This is a genomic window from Mucilaginibacter endophyticus (genome assembly GCF_003351025.1).
In the GTDB taxonomy this organism is placed as follows: Bacteria; Bacteroidota; Bacteroidia; order Sphingobacteriales; family Sphingobacteriaceae; genus Mucilaginibacter; species Mucilaginibacter endophyticus.
Genome location: NZ_QPCG01000001.1, coordinates 1,016,078 through 1,037,815, shown reverse-complemented (window position 1 = coordinate 1,037,815; position 21,738 = coordinate 1,016,078). Strand labels below are relative to the sequence as shown.

Below are 21,738 nucleotides of genomic sequence, written 5' to 3'. Positions count from 1 at the left end.
CGGTAGGAACGAAGCAATCCCCGATTAGCAAGTATAGTTTGGGATTGCTTCGTTCCTCGCAATGACGCTATCTTATTTTATCGGGCACAGAAAACAATCACAAGCTCGATTTAAACTGGTAAGAGCCGGGCATTAATTTATAAACGGCTTTACCGCCTTCAAACCTGATAAAGCTGATGCCTTTTGCACCGGCAACGGGTTTACCACCTTCAGTTACCTGTTTAGCAGTGCTTACAGGTAAAAACAATGTAGCCGAGGTATTTGCCGGAACCGTAGCATTGTATGTTAATGTTTTGCCGCTTACAGACCAGCTACTATTTATCCTGCCATAAGGCGAATCATAAGATCCTTTTGCCCAAGTCATCCCGCCGGTAGGATCAGGCTCTGGTTGCAGGATAAACTTTTTAAAGCCCGGTTCATCACGCTGGATCCCGATGGAATAAGCCAGCATCCATTGGCCGATAGCACCGAATGAATAATGATTGAATGAGTTCATACTGTTATTCCCGCCGAAACCATTCTCTACGGTATACCCGTTCAGCCTTTCCCAAATGGTTGTAGCCCCCTGGTCAATGGCGTATAGCCATGATGGGTAGTGCTCGTTCTGTAGCAGTTTGTAGGCCAGATCCGAATGCCCATGATCAGAAAGTGCCTTGCTGATTCCGGCGGTACCTACAAAGCCTGTCATCAAAGAATAAGCTGGGCGAACAATTCCCTGGTCGTCCTTATTTTCACGTTCAACAGCGGCTGCCAGATTTTTTGCCATATCGCTGGTATTGTCTGCGCTGAATACGCCGAGCGCCAAGCCTGTTGCATAAGCGGTTTGCGTATCCGATACTTTAAACTCCTTTTTGCCCGGTTCGCCAAACATGCCGCCACCAATCAGGCCAACGGCTTTTTTATCGGCATTAACAAAAGTTTTATTAAAGAAAGCTTTACGCTCATCATATTTCTTGCTGAACTTTTCGGCATCGTCTTTCTTCCCTAAAATAGCCGCAACCTTCGCCATAATTCCCAGATCATAAACATGATATGCAGTAACCGGAAAAGCGGTGCCCAGTTGCATATACTGCGGACCAAGCCAATCACCGAGTACACCATCAGTACTGAAGCCTGTTTTCGGATCGATGGTTCCATCCACATAATCCATATACTTACTCATGGCATCATAATGCTCGGCAAGCAGGGCTACGTCATTGTATTGCTGATAGGTTTCCCATGCCACGGTGATCCCGGCACTACCCCAGATCACGCCGCCAAACCCACCACCTACGGGGGCTATATCTGTAAATCTGCCCTGTTCGGTCTGCATATCGCGCATGGCCAGCATATGTCTGCGCAAAAACTGATCGGCATTGGATACATAAGTGGCAGTACGCGAAAAGATACTAATATCCCCCGACCAGCCCATCCGTTCATTCCTTTGGGGGCAATCTGTCGGTATGGTTAAAAAGTTATCGATGTTTGACCAGGTCAGGTTTGACCATAGCTTGTTCACTTTCGGGTTGGACGTAGCATAATCGGCCGTTAGTTGTTTTACCGAACTGATTGCCAGCCCTTGCACATCGTTAAGCGGCAGCGGACTATCAATACCGGTAATTTCAATATACTGGTACCCATGAGAAGTAAAATGCGGCTGAAACACCTGTTCGCCATCCTTCATAATATAAAGATCCTGGCTTAGGGCTGCACGGTAATTTTCGGTCATGATCATGCCTACATTTTTACCGGATTCTTTAAGTGCAGGGTATAGGATCTCGGCATAACGAAAAGTGAGTTTTTTGCCGGCGATACCATTTTTGATGCTGATTTTAGGCACCCCCACAAAGTTCTGCCCCATATCATAAACATATACTCCTTTTCTAACTTCCTTCACTGCTTTTGCAGTCAGCGTTTTATAAATGCCGGCCGATGTTCCAATCTGTCCGATCATCGAAATATCACCAAAATCAAGCGGAATCTTTTTTCCGAAGTAATCAGTCTCATCGCCTGTATAAGTTGTCCCCTTAAGCGATATTGCTGTGGCCTTTTGCCAGTCATGATCGTCATAAGTTGCCGTATTCCAATTTTTAACGGCCGCCTCTCTTGTAGCGTCATCAACCTCGCCCATATCCAAGCTGCTATAAACTACAGGGCCATGATTAAAATATTTCCAGCTTTTTTCGTTGGTTTTGATCACATCCTCCGAACCATCCGCATAGGTAATTACCAGCTTAGCCAGCAGTGATTGCCTGTCGCCAAAATGGTTCCAGACCGAACCGTAGCTGAGCAGGCCGCTCCACCAGCCTTCGCCAAGCATAGCGCCAATGGCGTTTTGCCCTTTACCTATCATGGTGGTTACATCATAAGTTTGGTAAAGGTGGGTTTTGTTGTACTGGGTAAGCCCAGGATTATAATAGTCATTCCCAACCCTTTTACCGTTCAGATAAACCTCGTAAATACCCCTTGCGGTTACATAAAGCCTTGCTTTGGCAATTGCTTTATCCGCATTAAATACCGAGCGCAGCATTGGCATAGCATTGCGGCTTGGGTCGGCAAGGATAAACGCTCCAGCGCTGCCACCGCTCACCTCATACTTTCCATCTTTTATAACTAAACCTGATGCAACCGAAGCAACCGCTTCCTTAAAAATCCCATTATAATTATTTGCCTCAAGCTTTTCGCTAAACAAGATATTACGCGGCGACCTGATATTGAAAACCGACAAATCAGAAAATTCAGCCTTTTGTCTCTGATCTACAGAGAAGCCGATTTCGCCCAACATGCCGTACGAAATTACATCATGACCCGGGCCCAGCGGGTTAAGCGTAATTACGGCCCCGCGGTTGGCCGGTACCGGCTTGGCAACAGCTACACCGTTTTTCTCGTCGGCAATAAATGTTTTATCGTCATCAACAGTAAATGTGAGTGTACCAAATTCATTATGGATTTGGATGGTGTGTGGTTTGTTCTTATTGTTGTTGCTAATCAGGTCGGTTTTTACCGGGAAGCTTTTAAAAACTTTACCTATGGTATCTTTATCAGAGTACCCCGCCCGGTACACATTGATCCGGGCATTGCCCCCTTGCTCCAAACCTGAAATATCCAGCTCAACCTTAAAGTATGATTGATTTTTTTTATTGGCGAGCTGAAAAATGTTCTTGTTGCTATCCATCAAACGCGGATCATTAGCGGCAAAAACAATGCTCGCCTTTGAACTGCCTTCGATGATAGCCACTTTATACCTCAGGTTATACAGCGGCAGGTAATGCGCATAAAGCACCAGGTCATTATCCCCGCCTCCTATCCATTGCGCGCCATCCCAGGCCGACATGCCGGTGTTCATCAGTCCCGTTTCAAACCAGGAGCTGGCGGATGAAACACTTCCGGTTTGATCCCACACATTCACCGTCCAGTTATAACGGGTTGTGGCTTTGAGCGTGGAGCCCGCGTAAATCACGGCTAAAGCTGTTCCACTTTTCATTTTGGCGCTGTTCCAAACCACCTTTCCCTGCGCATCTTTTACTGTAATTTGGTAGGCTGTCTGGGTGTATCCCCTCGCCCCTTCGGGCGCAAGCATCTGCCAGCTAAACCGGGGCAGTTTAACATCTATGCCAATAGGATGCTCCGTATACTCTACCTGCAGGTTAACAATTCTGGTTCCTTTTGCAGTAGCATACAGGTTAATACATGTGAATGAAAATAACAGCAATAAAATAAAGGCAGCCGATGGGGCTATCGAAGCGCGACTTTTTATCATGGTTGGGTTTACAGTAAAAATAATTGGTTAAAGCAATATGCGCATTAAATAACGCTTAACTGTCCCCTACTTACCCCCTGATATATAATTTTCTTATATACCATGGCCCCATAATGTTATCGGTACCAAGCTCCAATACTCTATCGGGGGCTTGGTGTTATTTTAGCCCTCAAATCCCCCCTACCCCAACTTTTTCCGCAACCATTTCCTAACCGGCTCATCATACCATTTCAATGCGGCGTAGGCTAAAACTATTCCGCCTATTAAAATAAGTAACGCGTAAGGCCAGGCCTGTGCAATGGTTATGCCTTTGTTATTGCTGATCCAGGCCACGTAAAAATAAACCAGCGGGTAATGTACCAGATAAAGAGGATAGGATATGTCACCCAGGAATTTGCAGATCCTGTTCTCGCGTTGAGTTTGCAACACGCCACTGGCGCCAAGGTATACTATAACCGGGAAAACGATGATGATACAAAACGATTCATAGATCCCGTTCATCCAGCCATTTTCGGCACCGCCAATGCGCGGCATATAAAGTACAACAGCCACTAAAAGACTGCACCATAAAAAAGCATTTTTAATTTGAGTCGGTTTCACTATGCGTGAAAGTAACAAACCGGCAAAGAAAGGGTACATGGTACGGGTTATCCCGATCCGGACCTGCTCTACATTCAACGTCCAGCCACCGCTGACATCGCCGTTGGTGATAGCAAGATGCGCGAGCGCGATAGCGGCAATGCCTACCAGGATACTTAATGCCGTTTTAGAAAATTTCCTGATCCAGACAGCGTAAAGAATGTTGGCAATGTATTCAAAAAATAACGACCAGCCCACGCTATTCATGGGATGCATCTCTTCCCAGCCACGAATATCAAGCGACAGCGGTACAGGTAGAATGGTATAACCGATCAGCGTTACCAGCAGCATTTTCCAAACCGGAACGGTATGAATGAGCGGCCAAAGCGTAGAATCTGTAAAATAAAAACCGATAGCGCCGAGGGTCATACCTAAAACCACCATGGGCTGCAGACGTTCGATACGACGTTTGAAAAAGCTGCCGACAGTCATTTTATACCAACGGTCGTCATATGCATAGCCAATCACGAAGCCCGATAGTAAAAAGAAAAAGTCGACAGCGAGATAGCCGTGATTGACAAGATTATCTAAATGACCGGTTGATAAAGGCTCAGTTAAGTGAAAGGTTACTACGATTATGGCCGCGACGCCGCGAAGGCCATCTAAGATGGGATAGTGTGGCTTGGTGGCCAGCTCATTATTGTTCATTAATAAATTTAGATATGCAGGATAAGAATTAAAATCGGCGCAAAATATAAAAAAAATGCATTTATCGAGGATAAAATCGATTTATCAAGTCTTTACTACACGAAAAGATGGTAGCTCTGTATAGCATGCGATTGCTTCGTTCCTTCTCCCCCAAGACATAGTTAAAATTGGGGTCATGCTGAGCCTGTCGAAGCATAGCGGGGCGGGCCTCTGCGCACGACCCTTCGACAAGCTAACCATGACATAATTAAAATCGGATGTTTTTCGCAGCAGATCAGCTTCGGATGAAAACGGGCAGAACAATGCGGGGAATGTGCGGCTGCAGGGGCATAGCAAGTTTTTGCAGAAGCTGGGGATAGGGCGAATCGGGGCAAAATAATTGCAGCCCGTGGTTCTGTTCGTTTTGCAGGGCAAAGGCCGGGCGGCGGGTTGGAGGGTAGGATGAGCGCAAAGAAGCCTTTCTGCTGCAAGCCTTTTTGGATACTTTTGTGGCGACAAAAGTATCTGGCCCTCGCGCGGCCAAGAGCGCGACGATGTAAGTTCATTACGACAATAATCGTTACCTGCCTCTGTGCGATTGCTTCGTGCCTCGCAATGACGCGACGGATATGTCATTTGACCTTTGCAGAACTCATTTTTTCCACTCAGCGCGAGAGGCGCATTTTTTATCACCGCATAACTGCCCAGGCTAAACCATCGGCTCCGCGAATATCAATATGCCCGCTTACTTCTAATTTTTTAAGATCAACCACGGCTACATAATTATCGGCGGTGCAACCAATAAACGCGCGTGAGCCGTCATCATCTACCAGGATGCCTGCCGCGCCTCGGCCGGTATTTATGCGTTTTATTTCCCGGTGCGATGCCGCGTCAAAAATAAACAGATCACCTGTCCGCAGACTGGTAACCAATACCCGTTTGCCATCAGGCGTAAACTGAAGACGGTTGGCTCCCGTAACCTTCGCGTCAATTGTAGCGGTTACCTTCTTGGCTGCAATATCAATAACTGAAATGTTACCGTCTTCAGCACCGGCAGTCCACAATTCACGGCCGTCGGGTGATACATCAAAACCTTCAGACCCTTTGGCCACCGGGATAACAGTTTGCCCCCATTCCTGACGCGCCGGAGGTGCAAACCCGGGTGGAGGCGCCGCTCCGGCTGGAGGTGTTGGTCCTGGCGGAGGGCCTGCCGGTTTACCCGGGCTATCTGTCAAAATACTTACAGTTGCCGAGTTAACATTTGTAGTATAAACCTGCTTCCCATCAGCAGTAACATAAATCATGTGTGTTCTGTCCTGCCCCGTTCCCATCGCCCAGTCAAATTTACCTGTTGCCGGATCATAACGGCCAACGGCTTTAGCCCCTTCTGCCGAAAACCATACTTTACCTGCGGCAAAGGTTAATCCATGCGGCCCCATCAGCGGCCTGGTATCAAGCGCGGGTAAAGCTTTTTGTGCCACAAGATCAACCACGCTAAGTTCATGCAGGCTCCCGCCGCCATAAATGGATACATAGGCCGTCTTCCCGTCAGCCGAGGCGATAACCTCATGCGGATCGGAACCTACGGGAACACCGGCTATAACTTTCAGCGTAACCGGATCGATAATAGACAAGGTATGATCACTTTTGGAAAGCGCAAGCAACGAACGCTGTGGCGTTGACTGCGCCTTACATCTGGCGGCAATACAAACCGTTAACAGCAAACTTAAGGTAAACAATTTACTCAGGCTGGACTTTGCAGTTTTAAAAGCAAGGTTACGTGTAGTTTTATTCATAGGGCTTACAGATTGGAGAACGGTTTATAACTCGTGAAGGATATGATCATTAGAACAGATCTCTCTCTAAAACAAATATACTGATCCCTTAAATTGTTTTCCCCGTCGGCGGCATACAAATCGACAATAGCCGGAAGCTTACCTATTAGCACTGTTTTTAATAGACCAGTCGCCGTAAAACTGAGATGAAAGCTATTGCCAATCCATTATTCGCTCCATATATTTATGTAAGCAATTCCCCCAATGAATCAGGCATATATCGCAGGCATCGCTCCATTCTTTATCGTTCATAATGTCACGGCTTCACTTTTGTTTTATGGCGAAATGCTCAAGTTTGAAACTGTTTTCCAGGAACCTGCCCATGATCCGTTTTTTGCCATTGTACAGCGCGATGGGGCTATGATCTTCCTTAAGGCGGTAGAGGCAGATCCGCTTCCTAATTCCAGTCGTGCCCGGGATGCCCGCTGGGATGCTTATGTGAGCGTACCTAACCCGGATATACTGGCTGTAGAATTTGCATCACGGGATGTTATCTTCACCCAACCGTTACAGGATACCCATGACGGCCTGCGTGGTTTTGAATTGGCAGATACCGATGGTTATATCCTGTTTTTTGGCAGGCCACTGTAACGGTCTAACTGCTAACAGGTACACTTTTTGCCGCTGGTATAGCATGGATCAACATTATTTACTGAACTCCGTAGATGGGGTAGACGTTATTTTAATTCCGGGTTCAGGCAGCAGCGTGTGTGTGTTTGACCCGGGAGCACAACCCAGTCCGGGTTTGCCAGAGCCGCTCAGGGCCACTATTTTGGATAAAGAACTGGCTTTTCAGCAAACAGGTGGCATTACCATTTCAGAAGAGGAACTGCTGAAAGTTATTCGCTGGTATAGCTATCGCAAAACGTTTTCCTGAAAACTTTACAGGAATTTACCTCTAAAACCCACCTTTATGCCTGTTAACAGGTAAATCAGACGTATACAAACTTTCCCGAACCGGGGAAGATTTAACCCTGCAATAGCACCTCCTTGCTACCCGCTCCTATCACTGATCTTATTGTATCAAAACTGTTACAGATCTATTTTATATAAATTGGTCTTTAAAACAAAAAACATCGGCCTTTAAAACAAAAGCGCTGTAGCCCCTTGCCTATACTTTTGTTTCATTAAAACATTAAAAAAAATGGAACAAATAAAAGATAATTATAATGGGGCATTACAGAAACCGCTGGATTCAGGATTTGACGCCCAATCAACTACTACCGACGTTATTAAAGGGATAAACCTCAGCGGTAAAACAGCTATTGTAACCGGCGGCTATGCGGGCATCGGTTTAGAAACCGTAAAAACATTGGTATCGGCCGGGGCAAAAGTTATTGTACCTGCACGCGATTACAACAAAGCAGCAAAAAATCTTGAAGGCGTACCTAACGTAACGATTAAAGTGATGGATCTGATGGACCCCACCTCTATCGATTCCTTCGCGGTAGATTTTCTGAAAACCGCCGCCCCGCTTCACCTGCTCATTAATAACGCAGGCATCATGTGGGTGCCGCTTCAGCGCGATGCAAGGGGTTATGAATCACAACTGGCAACCAATCACCTTGGGCATTTCCAGCTTACCGCCTTGCTTTGGCCTGCCCTTAAAAAAGCGCATGGCGCAAGAGTAATTAATGTATCATCTTACGGCCACCAGATCTCGCCTTTTGATTTTGATGATCCTAATTTCCTTAGTCGAGATTATGAAACTCTGACGGCCTACGGTCAATCAAAAACAGCCAATAACCTTTTTACTGTAGAGCTTGACCACCGGGGTAAAGATTTCGGGGTTCGCTCCTACTCATTGCATCCTGGTTCTGTAAATGGTACCGACCTTGGCAGGGCGGCCCCGGTAGAGTTGTTTCAGCAGATGGGCATGTTTGATGCCGACGGAAATATATTCCCGGAAGTGGCAGCCCGGCTAAAAACTATAGCGCAGGGAGCCGCCACTTCAGTGTGGTGTGCCACCAGTCCGCAGCTTGATAACATTGGGGGTGTTTATTGCGAAAACGCTGATGTTGCCGATCTGGATCTTGGGGACATTGAACATAAATATGATGAGCCCCTCACTTTACGCGGCGTAAAACCATATTCGGTTGATGCTGAAAGCGCCCAAAAGCTGTGGACCTTGAGCGAAGAAATGACAGGCGTAAAATTTGCGGCAAACTAAGATCATCTGTAGCTTTATATTAACCGGCAGCATTAATGAACCATGGAATTTAAAACACATTATTTAAGCCCAGATATTAAACTCTCAAATTTTGAGGATAAGCCTTTCCGTACAGAGGTGTTATTTGAACATCACATGCTGATCTGGTTTATTTCGGGCGAAACAAAGATAGTGCAGGCCGATTCGATCCATGTTTTTGGTGCGGGTGATATATTCCTGATCCCCCGAAACCAGTTGACTACAGTGATTAATTATCCAAAGGACGGGTTGCCGCATAAAACAGTGGCCATGCACCTCACCATGCCCATGCTCAAGGAGTTTTATACCAAAAATCCGCCAAAGGCTCGCCTATTGCATTCGCCAGGGATCAGGAACTTTGGTAAGCACCCGCTATTGGAAAGCTGCCTGGCCTCCCTGATCCCGTACTTTGACCTGAAGGATGGATTGCCGGAAAACTTAGCTTCGCTAAAAATTGAAGAAGCTATCAATATTTTGAGGATAATTGATAGCGATATAGATGGAATACTGGCCAATTTCCAGGAGCCCGGCAAAATTGACCTGACCAATTTTATGGAGCGAAACTTCATGTTCAATATGTCGATGGAAAAGTTTGGTTACCTCACCGGCCGCAGTCTTACAACCTTTAAAAGGGATTTTAAGAAAAGCTTTGATACTACCCCGCAAAAGTGGCTCACCCAAAAACGACTGGAGCTGGCGCACTACCGCATCAGGGAACAAAACAGGAAACCATCAGATGTTTATGCTGAAGTGGGATTTGAAAACCTATCGCATTTTACCTATGCTTTTAAGAAGCATTTCAGTTATTCGCCAACGGCCGGTGATCATTAATCAGGGAGCGAAATGGCTACCACTCCCATCTTTATAGACCACTACACACACATCTCGGTGTAATGCACCGTCAGGTGCTACCTGTTTGTAGAAAATATGGATTAAAATAGTCTTTTGCACAGTCAGGTGCTACCCAAATGCGGCGATGTTAATAACCATGTTGAAAAGGTAGCCTCTACGAGGCAAAGGATTATTATAATTATTTTGCTATAAACAGGTATCCCCTACGGGGAATTATAGGCTCATTAAGTTGCAAATAAACGATAGCTCTCAAGGATAAATTAAAAAAAGCTGAAAAAGAAAAAGCCTTTCTCCGAACAGAGAAAGGCTTTTGAGCGAAAGACGAGATTCGAACTCGCGACCCCGACCTTGGCAAGGTCGTGCTCTACCAACTGAGCTACTTTCGCGTTGGTGGCCGCAAATATATAACTTCAGGTATATGCAGTCAAAATATTTTTTCACTTTTTAAGCATTAAAATTAACACGCTTTTAATCAAATATTTACACAAGCAAAATTTCGCAATCCCATCAAATATCGCAGACCTCACCAAAAAACAGGCACTCAAAAAACTTCAAAAAAGGCCAATTTCTCTATTTCTTTGTCCATTTTACGCAAACGCTCCGTAAAATCAACAAACAAAAACTTCTCTTTTCTTTCTGAATTTCCTGATCCTTCGCGCTGCCGTCCCGTTATTTTAGTCCATCATTTATTTAGGTTTGTCCATTTTTATAACCGGGGTAAAAAACTACTTTGCCGCATCCAGATCCATGAAATAATGGCAAGCACAAACCCCACATCAGTAACCATAAATTAATCTCAAGGCATTTTGTTCAAATTGGTGAAACGTTTTATCTTCGTATCTACATTCGCAATCGATTGCGAATGTTATTCAATCAACAACAATCAAAACCAAATACGCCTACTACCTAACATTATATGAAAAGAAGCTCCGTTTTAATCCCCCTACTATTTTTAATTACGATAAAAAGCTTTGGTGCTTTGCGTACAGCAGCCGATACCCCATTATATAAAAATAAAAAAGCAGCTGTAAATGCCAGAGTCGAAGACTTGCTGGCGCGAATGACGCTCAAAGAAAAAATTGAGCAGCTGCAAAACAGGGCGTCGGGCCGGGCCGATGAAATTGAAAACATTTTTAAAGGCGAAAGTTACGGCTGTACTCATGAAATGAACATGAAAGCGGCCGATTGTGCTGATATGTACCAGAAACTGCAAACCTATATGCTCACCAAAACCAGGCTGGGCATCCCTATCCTGACCGCGGCAGAGGGGATTGAAGGCATCCTGCAAAATGGGTGTACCCTGTTTCCGCAGGAGCTTGCTCAAGGCAGTACCTTTAATCCTGCGCTAATTCGCAAAATGACCGAGGCTGCCGGGGCCGAAGCTGATGTGATCGGCATTCACCAGATCCTTTCGCCGGTATTGGATATTGCCCGCGAGCTGAGATGGGGCCGTGTTGAAGAAACTTACGGTGAAGACCCTTACCTGATAGCTCAAATGGGTATTGCCTTTGTAAATGGTTATCAAAAATACAATATCACCTGTACACCTAAACATTTCATGGCCCATGGCTCCCCTTCAGGCGGGTTAAATTGCGCTAATGTAAGCGGCGGTGAACGCGAACTGCGCAGCCTGTATATGTATCCGTTTAAAAGGGTTATTGCCGAAACCAATCCGTTGGCTGTTATGTCATGCTATAGCTCGTACGATGGCATCGCGCTTAGCGGCTCTCATTATTACATGACCGACATCCTACGCAGCGAACTTGGCTTTAAAGGTTATGTATATTCCGACTGGGGATCGGTTGACCGGTTGCTAACTTTTCACCATGCGGTTGCAACCCAGGAAGATGCCGCTAAGATGGCCCTCATCGCCGGCATCGATCTTGATATTGACGATGCGTATCAACACCTGCAAAAACTGGTTGAAAGCGGTAAACTGGATCTGAAATATATTGATCTGGCAGTTCGCCGGGTTTTGACGGTTAAGTTTACCCTGGGTTTGTTTGATGCTCCATATGGCAATCCGGCCAGGGTTGATAAAGTGGTACACAGTGCCGCTAACGTAGCTATGTCAAAAGAAGTAGCCGACGAAAGTGCCGTGCTTGTTAAGAACAGCAATAATATTTTGCCGTTAAACCTGTCCAAATACAAATCAATAGCTGTTGTAGGCCCCAACAGTAACCAAACCATTTTCGGCGATTACTCATGGACGCAACGTGATCCGAAAGAAGGAATAACTTTACTGCAGGGCCTCAAGGAAGTTATCGGCAATAAAATCACTATAAATAATGCCGAGGGTTGCGATTGGTGGAGCCAGGATAAAACGCATATTGACGAGGCTGTTAAGGCTGTAGAAGCAAGCGATATCGCCATAGTTGCTATCGGTACACGCAGTACATTTTTAGGCCGTAGCCCTAAATACTCAACATCGGGCGAAGGGTTTGACCTTTCATCGCTTGAGCTGCCGGGAGTACAAATGGACTTACTGAAAGCCATAAAAGCCACCGGTAAACCAATGATTGTGGTATTTATTGCTGGCAAACCGTTGGCCATGCCATGGGTTAAAGACAACGCCGACGCGGTACTTATACAATGGTATGGCGGCGAAAAACAAGGGCGTACAATTGCCGATATCCTTACCGGAGCAGTAAACCCATCGGGTAGGTTAAATGTATCGTTCCCACGCAGCACCGGTAACACCCCTTGTTTCTACAATCATTATGTAACCGACCGGGAAGAACCATTTGACCAGCCCGGCACACCTGAAGATCCTAAAATGCACTACATTTTTGATAAACCCGAGCCGGTTTGGAATTTTGGTTATGGCTTAAGCTATACCAGTTTTAAATACAGCAATTGTACTTTGGCTGATTCTGTTTTTTCGGCTAAGGGTGGAACTATCAAAGTATTTGTTGATGTAGAAAATACGGGAAACAGGGATGGCAAAGAAGTGGTACAACTTTATATCCACGATAAATTCAGTTCGGTTGCTACGCCTGTAAAACAACTTAAAGCCTTCAATAAAGTATTGATCAAGGCCGGCAAACGCACAACCGTAACCCTCGAAGTACCTGTTTCTGAACTGGGCTTATATAACGAGAAGATGCAATATGTGGTAGAGCCCGGCGAATTTGAAATTCAGATAGGCAAGGCAGCCGACGATATTGTGTTTACTAAAACTATTACCGTAAAAGAATAAGAAACGTCATCACTTTAGTTCAGACTTAAGTTTCTTAGCCTTAGTAAGTCTCAAATTTCATTGCCGTTGGTTTTAACCAACGGGTTAATAACAAAAAGCAAGGAGCTTTAGCCAAAATCATGTAGCAGAGTTTTGGCTAAAGCCCCTTTATGGTCTACTCTACATCCGTTGGTTAAAACCAACGGCAATTAACTCCATTCAACAAGCGCTATTTTAACTAACACTGTTGATAACCCAATCCCTCACTCTCATACCTAATTATTAAATTTGAAAATGATTTCCTGGTTGGGAAGCGGTGATATAATAACAAGCCTATGGTGTTGGAGCCTTTTCATGAACTCGTCCTTAAATTTATTGAAAATACAAACCGGCCTATATTTTTAACCGGTAAGGCGGGTACAGGTAAAACCACTTTTTTGCGCTGGATCAGGGCAAACATTACCAAAAACCTTGCAGTTGTAGCGCCTACGGCGGTCGCCGCTATTAATGCCGGAGGCGTAACCATCCATTCATTTTTCCAGGTGCCTTTCGGTCCGCAGGTACCGGTAACCGATCATAACAATCCCAATATCCTGTTAAGACAGGTAAGCCTCGAAAAATCAAACATATTAAAATGCCTTGATCTGCTCATTATCGATGAGATCAGTATGGTGCGGGCAGATACTCTCGACTATATCGATACCGTACTACGCCAGGTTAAAGGATCGGCACGACCTTTTGGCGGTGTTCAGTTGTTGATGATTGGCGACCTGTTTCAGCTCCCTCCTGTTTATGAAAAAGATTGGCCGGTATTGCGGAGCTTTTATAAAGGCCCCTATTTTTTTGATAGCCTGGCATTTCAAAAATTCCCGGTGCTAACTTTTGAGCTTACCCAGGTTTATCGCCAAAAAGATCCGGTATTTGTGGAGATCCTGAACAGCATCAGGAATGGTTATGCTAATGGCGAAATGCTTGATAAGCTGAACGCGCATTATAACCCTAACCTTAACGCCAACTGGCTTAAGGACTATGTAACGCTGTCAACCCATAACCAACTGGTTAACGAAATTAATCAGCAACGTTTAACGGAGCTTGATGGCCAAGCACATACTTATAAAGCAACAGTAACCGGCGATTTTCCTAAAGAAGCCTACCCTGCCGAAGAAGAACTGGTATTAAAGGTTGGCGCACAGGTAATGTTTATCAAAAATGACAGCTCGGGTAAAAAGCAATATTATAACGGGCGCACCGGGCGCATCATTGCTATGGGGCCGGGCAATATCCGCCTAAGCTTTCTGGATGACAGCTCTGAATTTGAGGTGATCCCCGAAAGCTGGCAAAATGTAAAGTATGCCTTGGCCGAAGATGAGCAAAAAGTAAATGAGCAAAATAATGGCTCTTTCAGCCAGTATCCATTGCGCCTGGCCTGGGCTATAACCATCCATAAAAGCCAGGGCCTTACTTTTGAAAAAGCGGTTATTGATGTTGATGCGGCTTTTGCTTTCGGGCAGGCTTATGTGGCATTAAGTCGCTGCCGTTCATTGGAAGGCATGATCCTGAAATCGCCTGTACGGCCCGAAAATATCCGTACCGATCCCGAGATCATCAGTTTTATGCAAAACGCGGCCATTTCCATGCCCGACGAAAGCTTACTGGAAAGTACTATCCGGCAAATTGCATTGGAAGAGATGAAAGATGTTTTTGACTTTTCGATGCTTACCGGTGCCTGGAAACAGCTTAAAACTATTATGCTGGCCGGAGGAATTAAAAACAGCCCTTTATCTGACAGTATCAACAAAACAGACCTTAATTGGGATACCGATATAAAAAGCGTTGGCGACCGCTTTATCCGGAAAGAACTCGCCGCTTTGCCCGATGATCAATTGATATGGGATAACACAACATTTATAGCCAGGTTGAAAAATGCCGCCAACTATTTTCTGCCCAAACTAAATGCGTTTTCTGAAGCTATTAACAGTTTCTATACTGCCGTAAATAGCACCAACCCGCCGGCAGAATTTTACGATAGCTTAAATCACTTATTGGTAAACCTGAAGGCCAAAACAGCCGCCTTTGTACGCCTGCCTATTGCCTCGTCGGGCAGGGATATTTTATCATCAGTGCAGGAAGCCGGGATAAGCTATAAGCCGGTATACAAAAACTGGAACCCTAAAGCCCTGCCAAAAGAAAAGGAAATTGTAAACCCCGAACTTTACAAGCAGTTGTTAAACTGGCGTAAGGTAACCAGTCTTGAGCGCAAAATTCCTGAACATACTTTAGTATCAGAAAATATGCTTCGCGACATCACCGCAAAACTGCCACGATCATTAAACCAGCTTTCGCAGTTAAAAAGCTTTGGTGATGCCAAAGCAACAGATCTGGGCGAACCCATCCTGAAAATGATCAGAAGCTATTTAGGCGAAAATGATCTATTTTCTTGAGAAGTTGTTTAAACTTAATACCTATAGTTTATAAACAGATAAAATTTCATTGCCGTTGGTTTTAACCAACGGAACAATAAGCAGCAAAAATGGGCTTCAGCCCAAGTCCGCGTGCATAGTTGGGCTAAAGCCAAAACTTTCAGATTCTTTCTACCGTCAGTTAAAACCAACGGCAATGAATAGTACCCCAATTTTAAAAATTCTCTTAAGATTTATCTTAAAACCTTGGGATTTCCGGGCCGTCGTATGGGTTTTCGAGGGCGTGTTTGATCCGCATTAACTGGTACTGATGACGCCAGTTATCGGGATAGTTTTTCATGTTTTTCAATAATTGCTTAACAAAATCGGCAACATGGAGCTGAGTTGTAGCGCGGTCTAATCTTAATTCCTGGGGTAATGTAACATTACTAAAGTATTCACTCAATTCTTCGTAGCTCATGGCGCAAAAATAGCGGTTTTTAAAATATCTCTATTAAAAAAACAGGCCATTACTTTCCTTTCGGAAATTTATCGCCCACTAAATTTAAATGAATACCATGTTCAAGCCAGGCTTTCAATCCGTCTAAAACTGTAGTAAATCCACCTGTCGAATCTTTGATAGCAGCAATGAGTTCATCTCCAGTTTTATTAAAGCCATAATGCTGAATCTCTACATAAGTAGCATCATCGCCCATAGCCTTAAAATTAAAATCGACAGTTGTTGCTGGTGCTCCCCATTCAATGGTTATTAACTCGTTCTCTTTAATGGCAGAAGCAACAACCACCGATGATACACCATACATTTCCCATGACCAGGTAACTTGTTTGCCGGTTTCCAGTTTACCTGTCGACTTGGTAAACCAGAAGTGTGAGGTAACAGCCGGATCAATAAAAGCGTTAAAAACTTCGGCAACAGGCTTGCGGACCAGCATTTGCGCTTCCGCGCTTTTTGATTTTTCGGCTTTCATTTTTAATAATTACTGGTTGGGATAACTGGCTTTGACTAATAAACATACTCATATTTTAAATGTTTGTAATAAACACGCTAAAAACAAATGGCTTCATATTATCCTCATTTATGATGTGTATCTTTGTTTAACATTATTTAACTATCATTCGCTTGGAGTTTCGCGTTTGCTTTCTTTTATTTATAAGCGTAATGCTGGCATTGTTATCCCCGACCAAAATCCGCAGAATATTTTTTATCTGCCTGTTTATCTTTATTTTACCTTCAGCCCTATCGGCTCAAAATCTTTTTTTGCAAAAGGTAGAGATGTGTAATATCACTAATTATTGCATGGACTGCGGCGATGAAAAGGCCAGCTGTGATCAGCTTGCCATTGATTTTGTTTCTGCAAGGATCAATAACCGTTATTTGCTAAAAGACGCTACCGGCGCAATAACCTTTCAGGTGTTGGTTGATGAACGTGGCTTCAGCTGCGTGCTCAGTCATAACGACGCTACGAAAAGCGCCCTTACCAACGAGCTAATCACCTATCTTAATGGCTGTATCTGGAAACCGGCTAAAATTGCTGGCAAACCTGTGGCGGCATCTGTAAATGTTATCTTCCGCTTTATCAGCGGAGGCGTTTATGGCCAGGTACAAAGGCTTGATCTCACCGAGATGAAACCTCCGGGCGACCCTATCATTTACAATAAAAACGTTACATACGCCAACCCTTCGTTAAAAAACTACGACTTTACGGTTTGGACAAAATACAACTCGCCGCTGGTTGATAACATCAGTAAATCGGCAGCGATGGATCAATCGGATTTGTTATGGTATGCTACCGAAAAAGGTATGACCCGCTTTGAAGGTACAACCTTTATCCCGGTTAATGAATACAACTCGCCATTCCCATCAGATGCTAATATTAAAGAAGTAACTATTGACAGGGACAACAACAAGTGGGTTTACTACGACAACAAAATATTTATGTATGGCAGCGGCGGCTGGCAGCTGTTTGATTTTAAACAGTTTTTAACAGGCGGCGTAAACCAGGTATTGAATAGCCGCAATGGCGAATTATTGTTCACCACACCAAACGGCCTCGTTGTAAAACGGAAAGATAAAGTAGTAGTGATCAACAAAAAATCGATGCCTGAAATGCCTTCGAGCAATGTGCTTTTTGCTTATGTAGATGGTCAGAAACGGCTTTGGATTGGTACTTCAAAAGGTACTATCATGATTGATAAAAACATTATTACCTCATTTAACAGCCTTAACAATACCCCGTTAAAAAACACTACCATTTCGGGCGCAGTTGAGGATGAAAAAGGAAATGTTTACTTCTCTCTGGTTGATTGCAATAAACAACCTGGTGAAACTGATAGCGAAAAAGAAGGTGTTGCAGTATTAAAGTTTAATGGAACCTGGTTGCATTATAACGATCAAAACTCGGGCATGCCTGCCAACCACGTCAACACCATGCTGTATGACAAATTTGATCACGTTTTGTGGTTGGGTACAGATGAATCGGGCATAGTTAGGTTTGATCTGAATAACGGCTGGGAAAATTACCACAATAACAACTCGCCTTTGCCTGGATTTACTATTTACCAGATGGTGCAGGACTCAAAAGGAGTTATTTACGCTACCACAGCTAATGGTTTATTAAGGATCAGGAAAAAATCAGGAGCGTAACTGGCAAATTAACTTTCTGAAATTTCCATGTAGATCTCCGTTGTTACCAATCCTTCACTAAAAGTCAGGATCTGGTAGCCTGCGTTTGATTTCAATTTGGTTTGGTGTGCGTGGATATACGCAAACAGATCACCGTAGCCCTTCATGATGGCTTGCGTCGGATCGCCGGTAACTTTTGTGTACAGGAATGTCCCAAGCATATCAATAGCCGTAAGCGATGTTTCTGACAGATCAGTATTGCCTTCTGTAACTACACCCTGAAAGCTTCTTTGTTCGTCAGCCAGGGTAACCTCCGGGTTGTCATAATAAATGCCGCAAATTTTATACGGAATAAACGGTATTTGAGCTGATGTTAACTCATTTTGAACAGCTGAAACATATGACGATGCTCCTGAATAACTACCTGTAAATACTTTCCCAATAAGCTTTATAGGATTATTAAGTGCTATTACCTGTACTGTATCTTCCATTTTGGTTTGCATTTGGCTTAACTAATATAACGGCATTTTTTATATCGTCCACAATCAATTTAACATACAATACAAAAAGCAAAAGCCCGCTATCATGACTGATAGGCCGGGCTTTTGCTTTTTTTCAGGTTTATGCAGGGTTAGCTTTGTACAGTAACGGTTGGGTCCCAGTAATAGTAGCCAAATAATACAGGCTGATCAACACCCCTTTGGCGTGTATAAAGCGCAAATGACACGTTATACTGCTCGGTACCTTTGGCCACAACATTGGCCTGATTAAACCAAAAGTTTTGAGTTGAAAAGCCAACCGGAATAGCGGTGCCATCCGCAGGTAAAATACCTGTACGGGCGTATACGCTGAAAGTTACGTTGTTGAATACAGTATCCTGCGCATACCTATCTAATTTGTAAATAACTACGGCCGAATCAAAGTTTCCAAACTCTGATACCGCGTACCAGCGTATAACGTCGCCCACATCGGCTTTGATGTTAAGGTCGGCGCCGCCAGAACCGGTTATAGTATTGCCACGGGTAGCAACCATATACATATAGTTGTGAGGCAGGCCGGTAGGATTGTTAGGATCCTGGCTTGGAGTTGGATAATCGGTAGTGATAGCGTCTGTATCTATCACTACCTGGATGTTGATGATCTCCTGCGAGCTGGAGACAAATTCGCTGGTAATTGCCATGACTAAAAGGGTTTTAGGATAAATAAATGTCCCTACTCTTTAACGGATTTTCGGGTAACTCCTTTGTCAAAGCCAAAAAGACCGAAGCGCTTCTTAACCGGTTTTTCTTAATTGCTTATCACACTACAAACTTCCGCTTATTTAAACCGGCTTATTAGAGAATAAATACCCCTTAAATAAAATAAGTATTTATACGCATACAAACCATAAAAACACCCTTTCACACTTTTTCACACATACTAACTTTGCCGTAAAAGAAAATAACTAATAAATAGCAAGAAAAATCAATAATCTGTGTGAAATTATTTCACAGTAGTATAATTAATTTCTCACTTATATAATTTATTATTATCAATACAAAACACAAATAATACAACTATATTACCTACATATATAAACCTATAATATCATGAAAAAACGACCCCTTAACTTTTTAAAGCCAATTGCAATGGCAAGCGCCGTTTGCTTGTTTTTTGCCATGACATCGTGCAAGCAAACTACCAGGTTTGCCCAGGTAAAGTACACCGCAGCCCAGGTTAACTACTGGCTGGACTCGTCAACAACCGACAGTTTCATTTTCCAGTTTTACAGTCCGCAGGTTGATGATGTTAAAAAACCTTATCAGCTGGTATCGTACATTCTTGATACTGCCGGTAACTACCTTAACCCAGTACACCCGGATACTTTAGCCATTGCCAAGGATACATTGATTAACTTAACAGGTCGCGTAGTTTTAGGCAACAACTACCTCACAAAAAAGGCAATAAAAGCTGTAATATCTACCGACAGCGGAAAGAAACGTGATTATGACTATCTGGTTTTTACGCCTAAAATCTTAGCTTCGAACCAGCATCTGGTGTATGCTATAGGACTGGTAAAAAATGGCCAGCTTATTAACTATGCCGATTCGGATACGCAGGACATCGACTCAAATCCATCACCTCCGGCAAAAATGTAATATTGGCTAAAACTGTTGCAAAGTGGAACAGCTAATTAAAGGTATATCTGACTGGTCGGAGGTTTGGGCGTTGCTCATTCCTTTGGCCATTCTTTGTTTAAAGAAAAAACAGCCGGCCTTTAATAAACCTGTTGTTAGTTATCTATGGGCAGCACTGGCAATTAACATAACTATTGATGTTATATGGAAGCTAAAAACGATACTGCCGCGGCCCTATAACACCAATAATTATTTATACAATGTACATTCCATAATCAGACTGTTGCTGTTTAGCTCGTTCTTTATAAAACTTAATCAACAGTTCCTGTCAAAAACAAAAAAGTTGGCGCCTTATGTTTTTTTAGGGTTTGTACTCATTAACTTCGGCTTTTATCAAAACTTTTTTGATTATGGGCAACTGAGCAGCAGGCTACTGTCGTTTGAGGCGGTAATTATGATGTTTTATTGTATGCAGTATTACCTGTTTAAAATAACCGAAGATGAAGAACCAGGCAAAAAACAACCCGACTTTTGGATAGTTACCGGCCTGGGAATTTACTATACCGTAAACTTCTTTATTTTTTTATTATACAATGAACTAACGGTACGCTTGCACAACTTTGCCATAAACCTGTGGAACATTCACAATTTCACCTATACCATTTTATGTGTATTTATAGCGAAAGGGTTGTATGAAACAAACGAATGATGATATCAGGCTCTTGCTCTTCATGGGTATTGCGGTTATGCTTTCATTATTCGCGAGCATCTTGCTCATTTTCATATTTTTTCAGCGAAAAAAGTACCAGTATCAACAAAAAATACAAAAGCTGCACCAAACTCAGCAAAATCAGTTAATAGAGGCGGCCGTACGCAGCGAAGAAACCGAACGGCACCGCATTGCCGAAGAGCTGCATGACGAGGTTGGCGCTATTTTATCAGCATCAAAGCTGCATTTGCAGGGAGTAAAGATCAATGTTATTGATAAAAACAACGAGCCACGATATGAGAAAGGACAAGAACTGCTTGATATGGCCATTAAACAGGTGCGCGGCATTTCGCACAACCTGCATTCGAGTATACTAAAAGAGTTTGGACTAAATGAGGCCATCAGACATTTTGCAGAAAAGATAGCCAATAATGACCTCATATATATTACAACAGATCTTGATGACTCATACACCGCCCAGGCCAATGAAAACGATATCAGCATATATCGTATGGTACAGGAGTTAATGAACAATATACTTAAACACGCCAAACCTCAAAAAATACATATTACATCAGTTTATAATCCAGATGCTTTGAACCTGAGCATTTTCCATAACGGGCAGGGATTAAGTCACGCCCAATATGAGGAACTGAAATTTGATAAGCGGGGACTTGGATTAAAAGCAATCCAAACCCGTATAATTTTGCTAAAGGGCGAAGTATCTTTTAATTATAAACCTGAGGGGTATTACATTAACATCAATATCCCGCGGGCAATTACAATCTAATTATTACAACACTTCAAATAC

Annotated in this window: 17 protein-coding genes and 1 tRNA gene; 10 read left to right on the top strand and 8 right to left on the bottom strand. The window is 43.6% G+C overall.

What is annotated here, in order from left to right; genetic code table 11:
* Positions 1–97: 97 nt before the first annotated feature.
* The 3 genes from DUL71_RS04255 to DUL71_RS04240 form a co-directional block, all read right to left on the bottom strand.
* Positions 98–3,739: a family 78 glycoside hydrolase catalytic domain gene (locus DUL71_RS04255; RefSeq protein WP_114936882.1), complete on the bottom strand. Its 3,642-nt coding sequence runs from the start codon at positions 3,737–3,739 to the stop codon at positions 98–100.
* A gap of 180 nt (positions 3,740–3,919) precedes the next feature.
* The gene (locus tag DUL71_RS04250) at positions 3,920–5,026 is read right to left on the bottom strand and encodes an acyltransferase family protein (protein WP_114936881.1); all 1,107 of its coding nucleotides are present in this window, start codon (positions 5,024–5,026) and stop codon (positions 3,920–3,922) included.
* A gap of 668 nt (positions 5,027–5,694) precedes the next feature.
* Positions 5,695–6,801 (bottom strand): YncE family protein, encoded by a 1,107-nt coding sequence (locus DUL71_RS04240; protein ID WP_114936879.1) that lies wholly within the window; start codon positions 6,799–6,801, stop codon positions 5,695–5,697.
* Positions 6,802–7,044: 243 nt separating this feature from the next.
* On the opposite strand from DUL71_RS04240, the gene DUL71_RS04235 reads away from it, so the two are divergent.
* From DUL71_RS04235 to DUL71_RS04220, 4 genes are all read left to right on the top strand, one after another.
* Positions 7,045–7,431 (top strand): VOC family protein, encoded by a 387-nt coding sequence (locus DUL71_RS04235; protein WP_114936878.1) that lies wholly within the window; start codon positions 7,045–7,047, stop codon positions 7,429–7,431.
* Between the two features lie 43 nt (positions 7,432–7,474).
* A complete protein-coding gene (locus tag DUL71_RS04230) occupies positions 7,475–7,717 on the top strand; it encodes a hypothetical protein (RefSeq protein ID WP_114936877.1) in 243 nt (80 codons plus the stop codon).
* Positions 7,718–7,984: 267 nt separating this feature from the next.
* A complete protein-coding gene (locus tag DUL71_RS04225; RefSeq protein ID WP_114936876.1) occupies positions 7,985–9,010 on the top strand; it encodes an SDR family NAD(P)-dependent oxidoreductase in 1,026 nt (341 codons plus the stop codon).
* A gap of 42 nt (positions 9,011–9,052) precedes the next feature.
* A complete protein-coding gene (locus DUL71_RS04220) occupies positions 9,053–9,859 on the top strand; it encodes a helix-turn-helix domain-containing protein (RefSeq protein ID WP_114936875.1) in 807 nt (268 codons plus the stop codon).
* Positions 9,860–10,193: 334 nt separating this feature from the next.
* Here DUL71_RS04220 and DUL71_RS04215 read toward each other — a convergent pair.
* Positions 10,194–10,266: transfer RNA gene (locus tag DUL71_RS04215), tRNA-Gly, on the bottom strand.
* A 530-nt stretch (positions 10,267–10,796) separates the two neighbouring features.
* Between DUL71_RS04215 and DUL71_RS04210 the strand changes: the two genes are divergently transcribed.
* Both DUL71_RS04210 and DUL71_RS04205 read left to right on the top strand, forming a co-directional pair.
* Positions 10,797–13,079 (top strand): glycoside hydrolase family 3 N-terminal domain-containing protein, encoded by a 2,283-nt coding sequence (locus tag DUL71_RS04210; protein WP_114936874.1) that lies wholly within the window; start codon positions 10,797–10,799, stop codon positions 13,077–13,079.
* Positions 13,080–13,393: 314 nt separating this feature from the next.
* Positions 13,394–15,499 (top strand): AAA family ATPase, encoded by a 2,106-nt coding sequence (locus DUL71_RS04205; RefSeq protein WP_114936873.1) that lies wholly within the window; start codon positions 13,394–13,396, stop codon positions 15,497–15,499.
* 217 nt (positions 15,500–15,716) lie between these two features.
* Here the strand turns inward: DUL71_RS04205 and DUL71_RS04200 are convergent, their stop codons facing one another.
* Together DUL71_RS04200 and DUL71_RS04195 are read right to left on the bottom strand one after the other, a co-directional pair.
* On the bottom strand, positions 15,717–15,938 hold the full coding sequence (locus DUL71_RS04200) for a DUF6965 family protein (protein WP_114936872.1): 222 nt from the start codon (positions 15,936–15,938) through the stop codon (positions 15,717–15,719).
* A 49-nt stretch (positions 15,939–15,987) separates the two neighbouring features.
* Positions 15,988–16,446, bottom strand: a complete 459-nt coding sequence (locus DUL71_RS04195; protein WP_208645471.1) for an SRPBCC family protein — start codon at positions 16,444–16,446, stop codon at positions 15,988–15,990.
* Positions 16,447–16,775: 329 nt separating this feature from the next.
* Here DUL71_RS04195 and DUL71_RS04185 point away from each other — a divergent pair, with 329 nt between their 5' ends.
* Positions 16,776–18,122, top strand: a complete 1,347-nt coding sequence (locus DUL71_RS04185; protein WP_154402316.1) for a ligand-binding sensor domain-containing protein — start codon at positions 16,776–16,778, stop codon at positions 18,120–18,122.
* A gap of 8 nt (positions 18,123–18,130) precedes the next feature.
* Here DUL71_RS04185 and DUL71_RS04180 read toward each other — a convergent pair whose 3' ends face one another.
* Both DUL71_RS04180 and DUL71_RS04175 read right to left on the bottom strand, forming a co-directional pair.
* Positions 18,131–18,592 carry a GyrI-like domain-containing protein gene (locus tag DUL71_RS04180; protein WP_154402315.1) on the bottom strand — a complete coding sequence of 154 codons (462 nt, stop codon included), beginning with the start codon at positions 18,590–18,592 and terminating at the stop codon, positions 18,131–18,133.
* 140 nt (positions 18,593–18,732) lie between these two features.
* Positions 18,733–19,281: an inclusion body family protein gene (locus DUL71_RS04175; RefSeq protein WP_208645470.1), complete on the bottom strand. Its 549-nt coding sequence runs from the start codon at positions 19,279–19,281 to the stop codon at positions 18,733–18,735.
* Between the two features lie 409 nt (positions 19,282–19,690).
* Here DUL71_RS04175 and DUL71_RS04170 point away from each other — a divergent pair, with 409 nt between their 5' ends.
* From DUL71_RS04170 to DUL71_RS04160, 3 genes are read left to right on the top strand one after another with little or no spacing between them, the layout of a single operon-like run.
* Positions 19,691–20,239: a hypothetical protein gene (locus DUL71_RS04170; RefSeq protein ID WP_154402314.1), complete on the top strand. Its 549-nt coding sequence runs from the start codon at positions 19,691–19,693 to the stop codon at positions 20,237–20,239.
* A 22-nt stretch (positions 20,240–20,261) separates the two neighbouring features.
* On the top strand, positions 20,262–20,927 hold the full coding sequence (locus DUL71_RS04165) for a hypothetical protein (RefSeq protein ID WP_114936867.1): 666 nt from the start codon (positions 20,262–20,264) through the stop codon (positions 20,925–20,927).
* Positions 20,911–21,717 (top strand): sensor histidine kinase, encoded by an 807-nt coding sequence (locus DUL71_RS04160; protein WP_112575134.1) that lies wholly within the window; start codon positions 20,911–20,913, stop codon positions 21,715–21,717. Before DUL71_RS04165 ends, DUL71_RS04160 begins: the two co-directional genes overlap by 17 nt.
* The last annotated feature ends 21 nt before the right edge of the window (positions 21,718–21,738 follow it).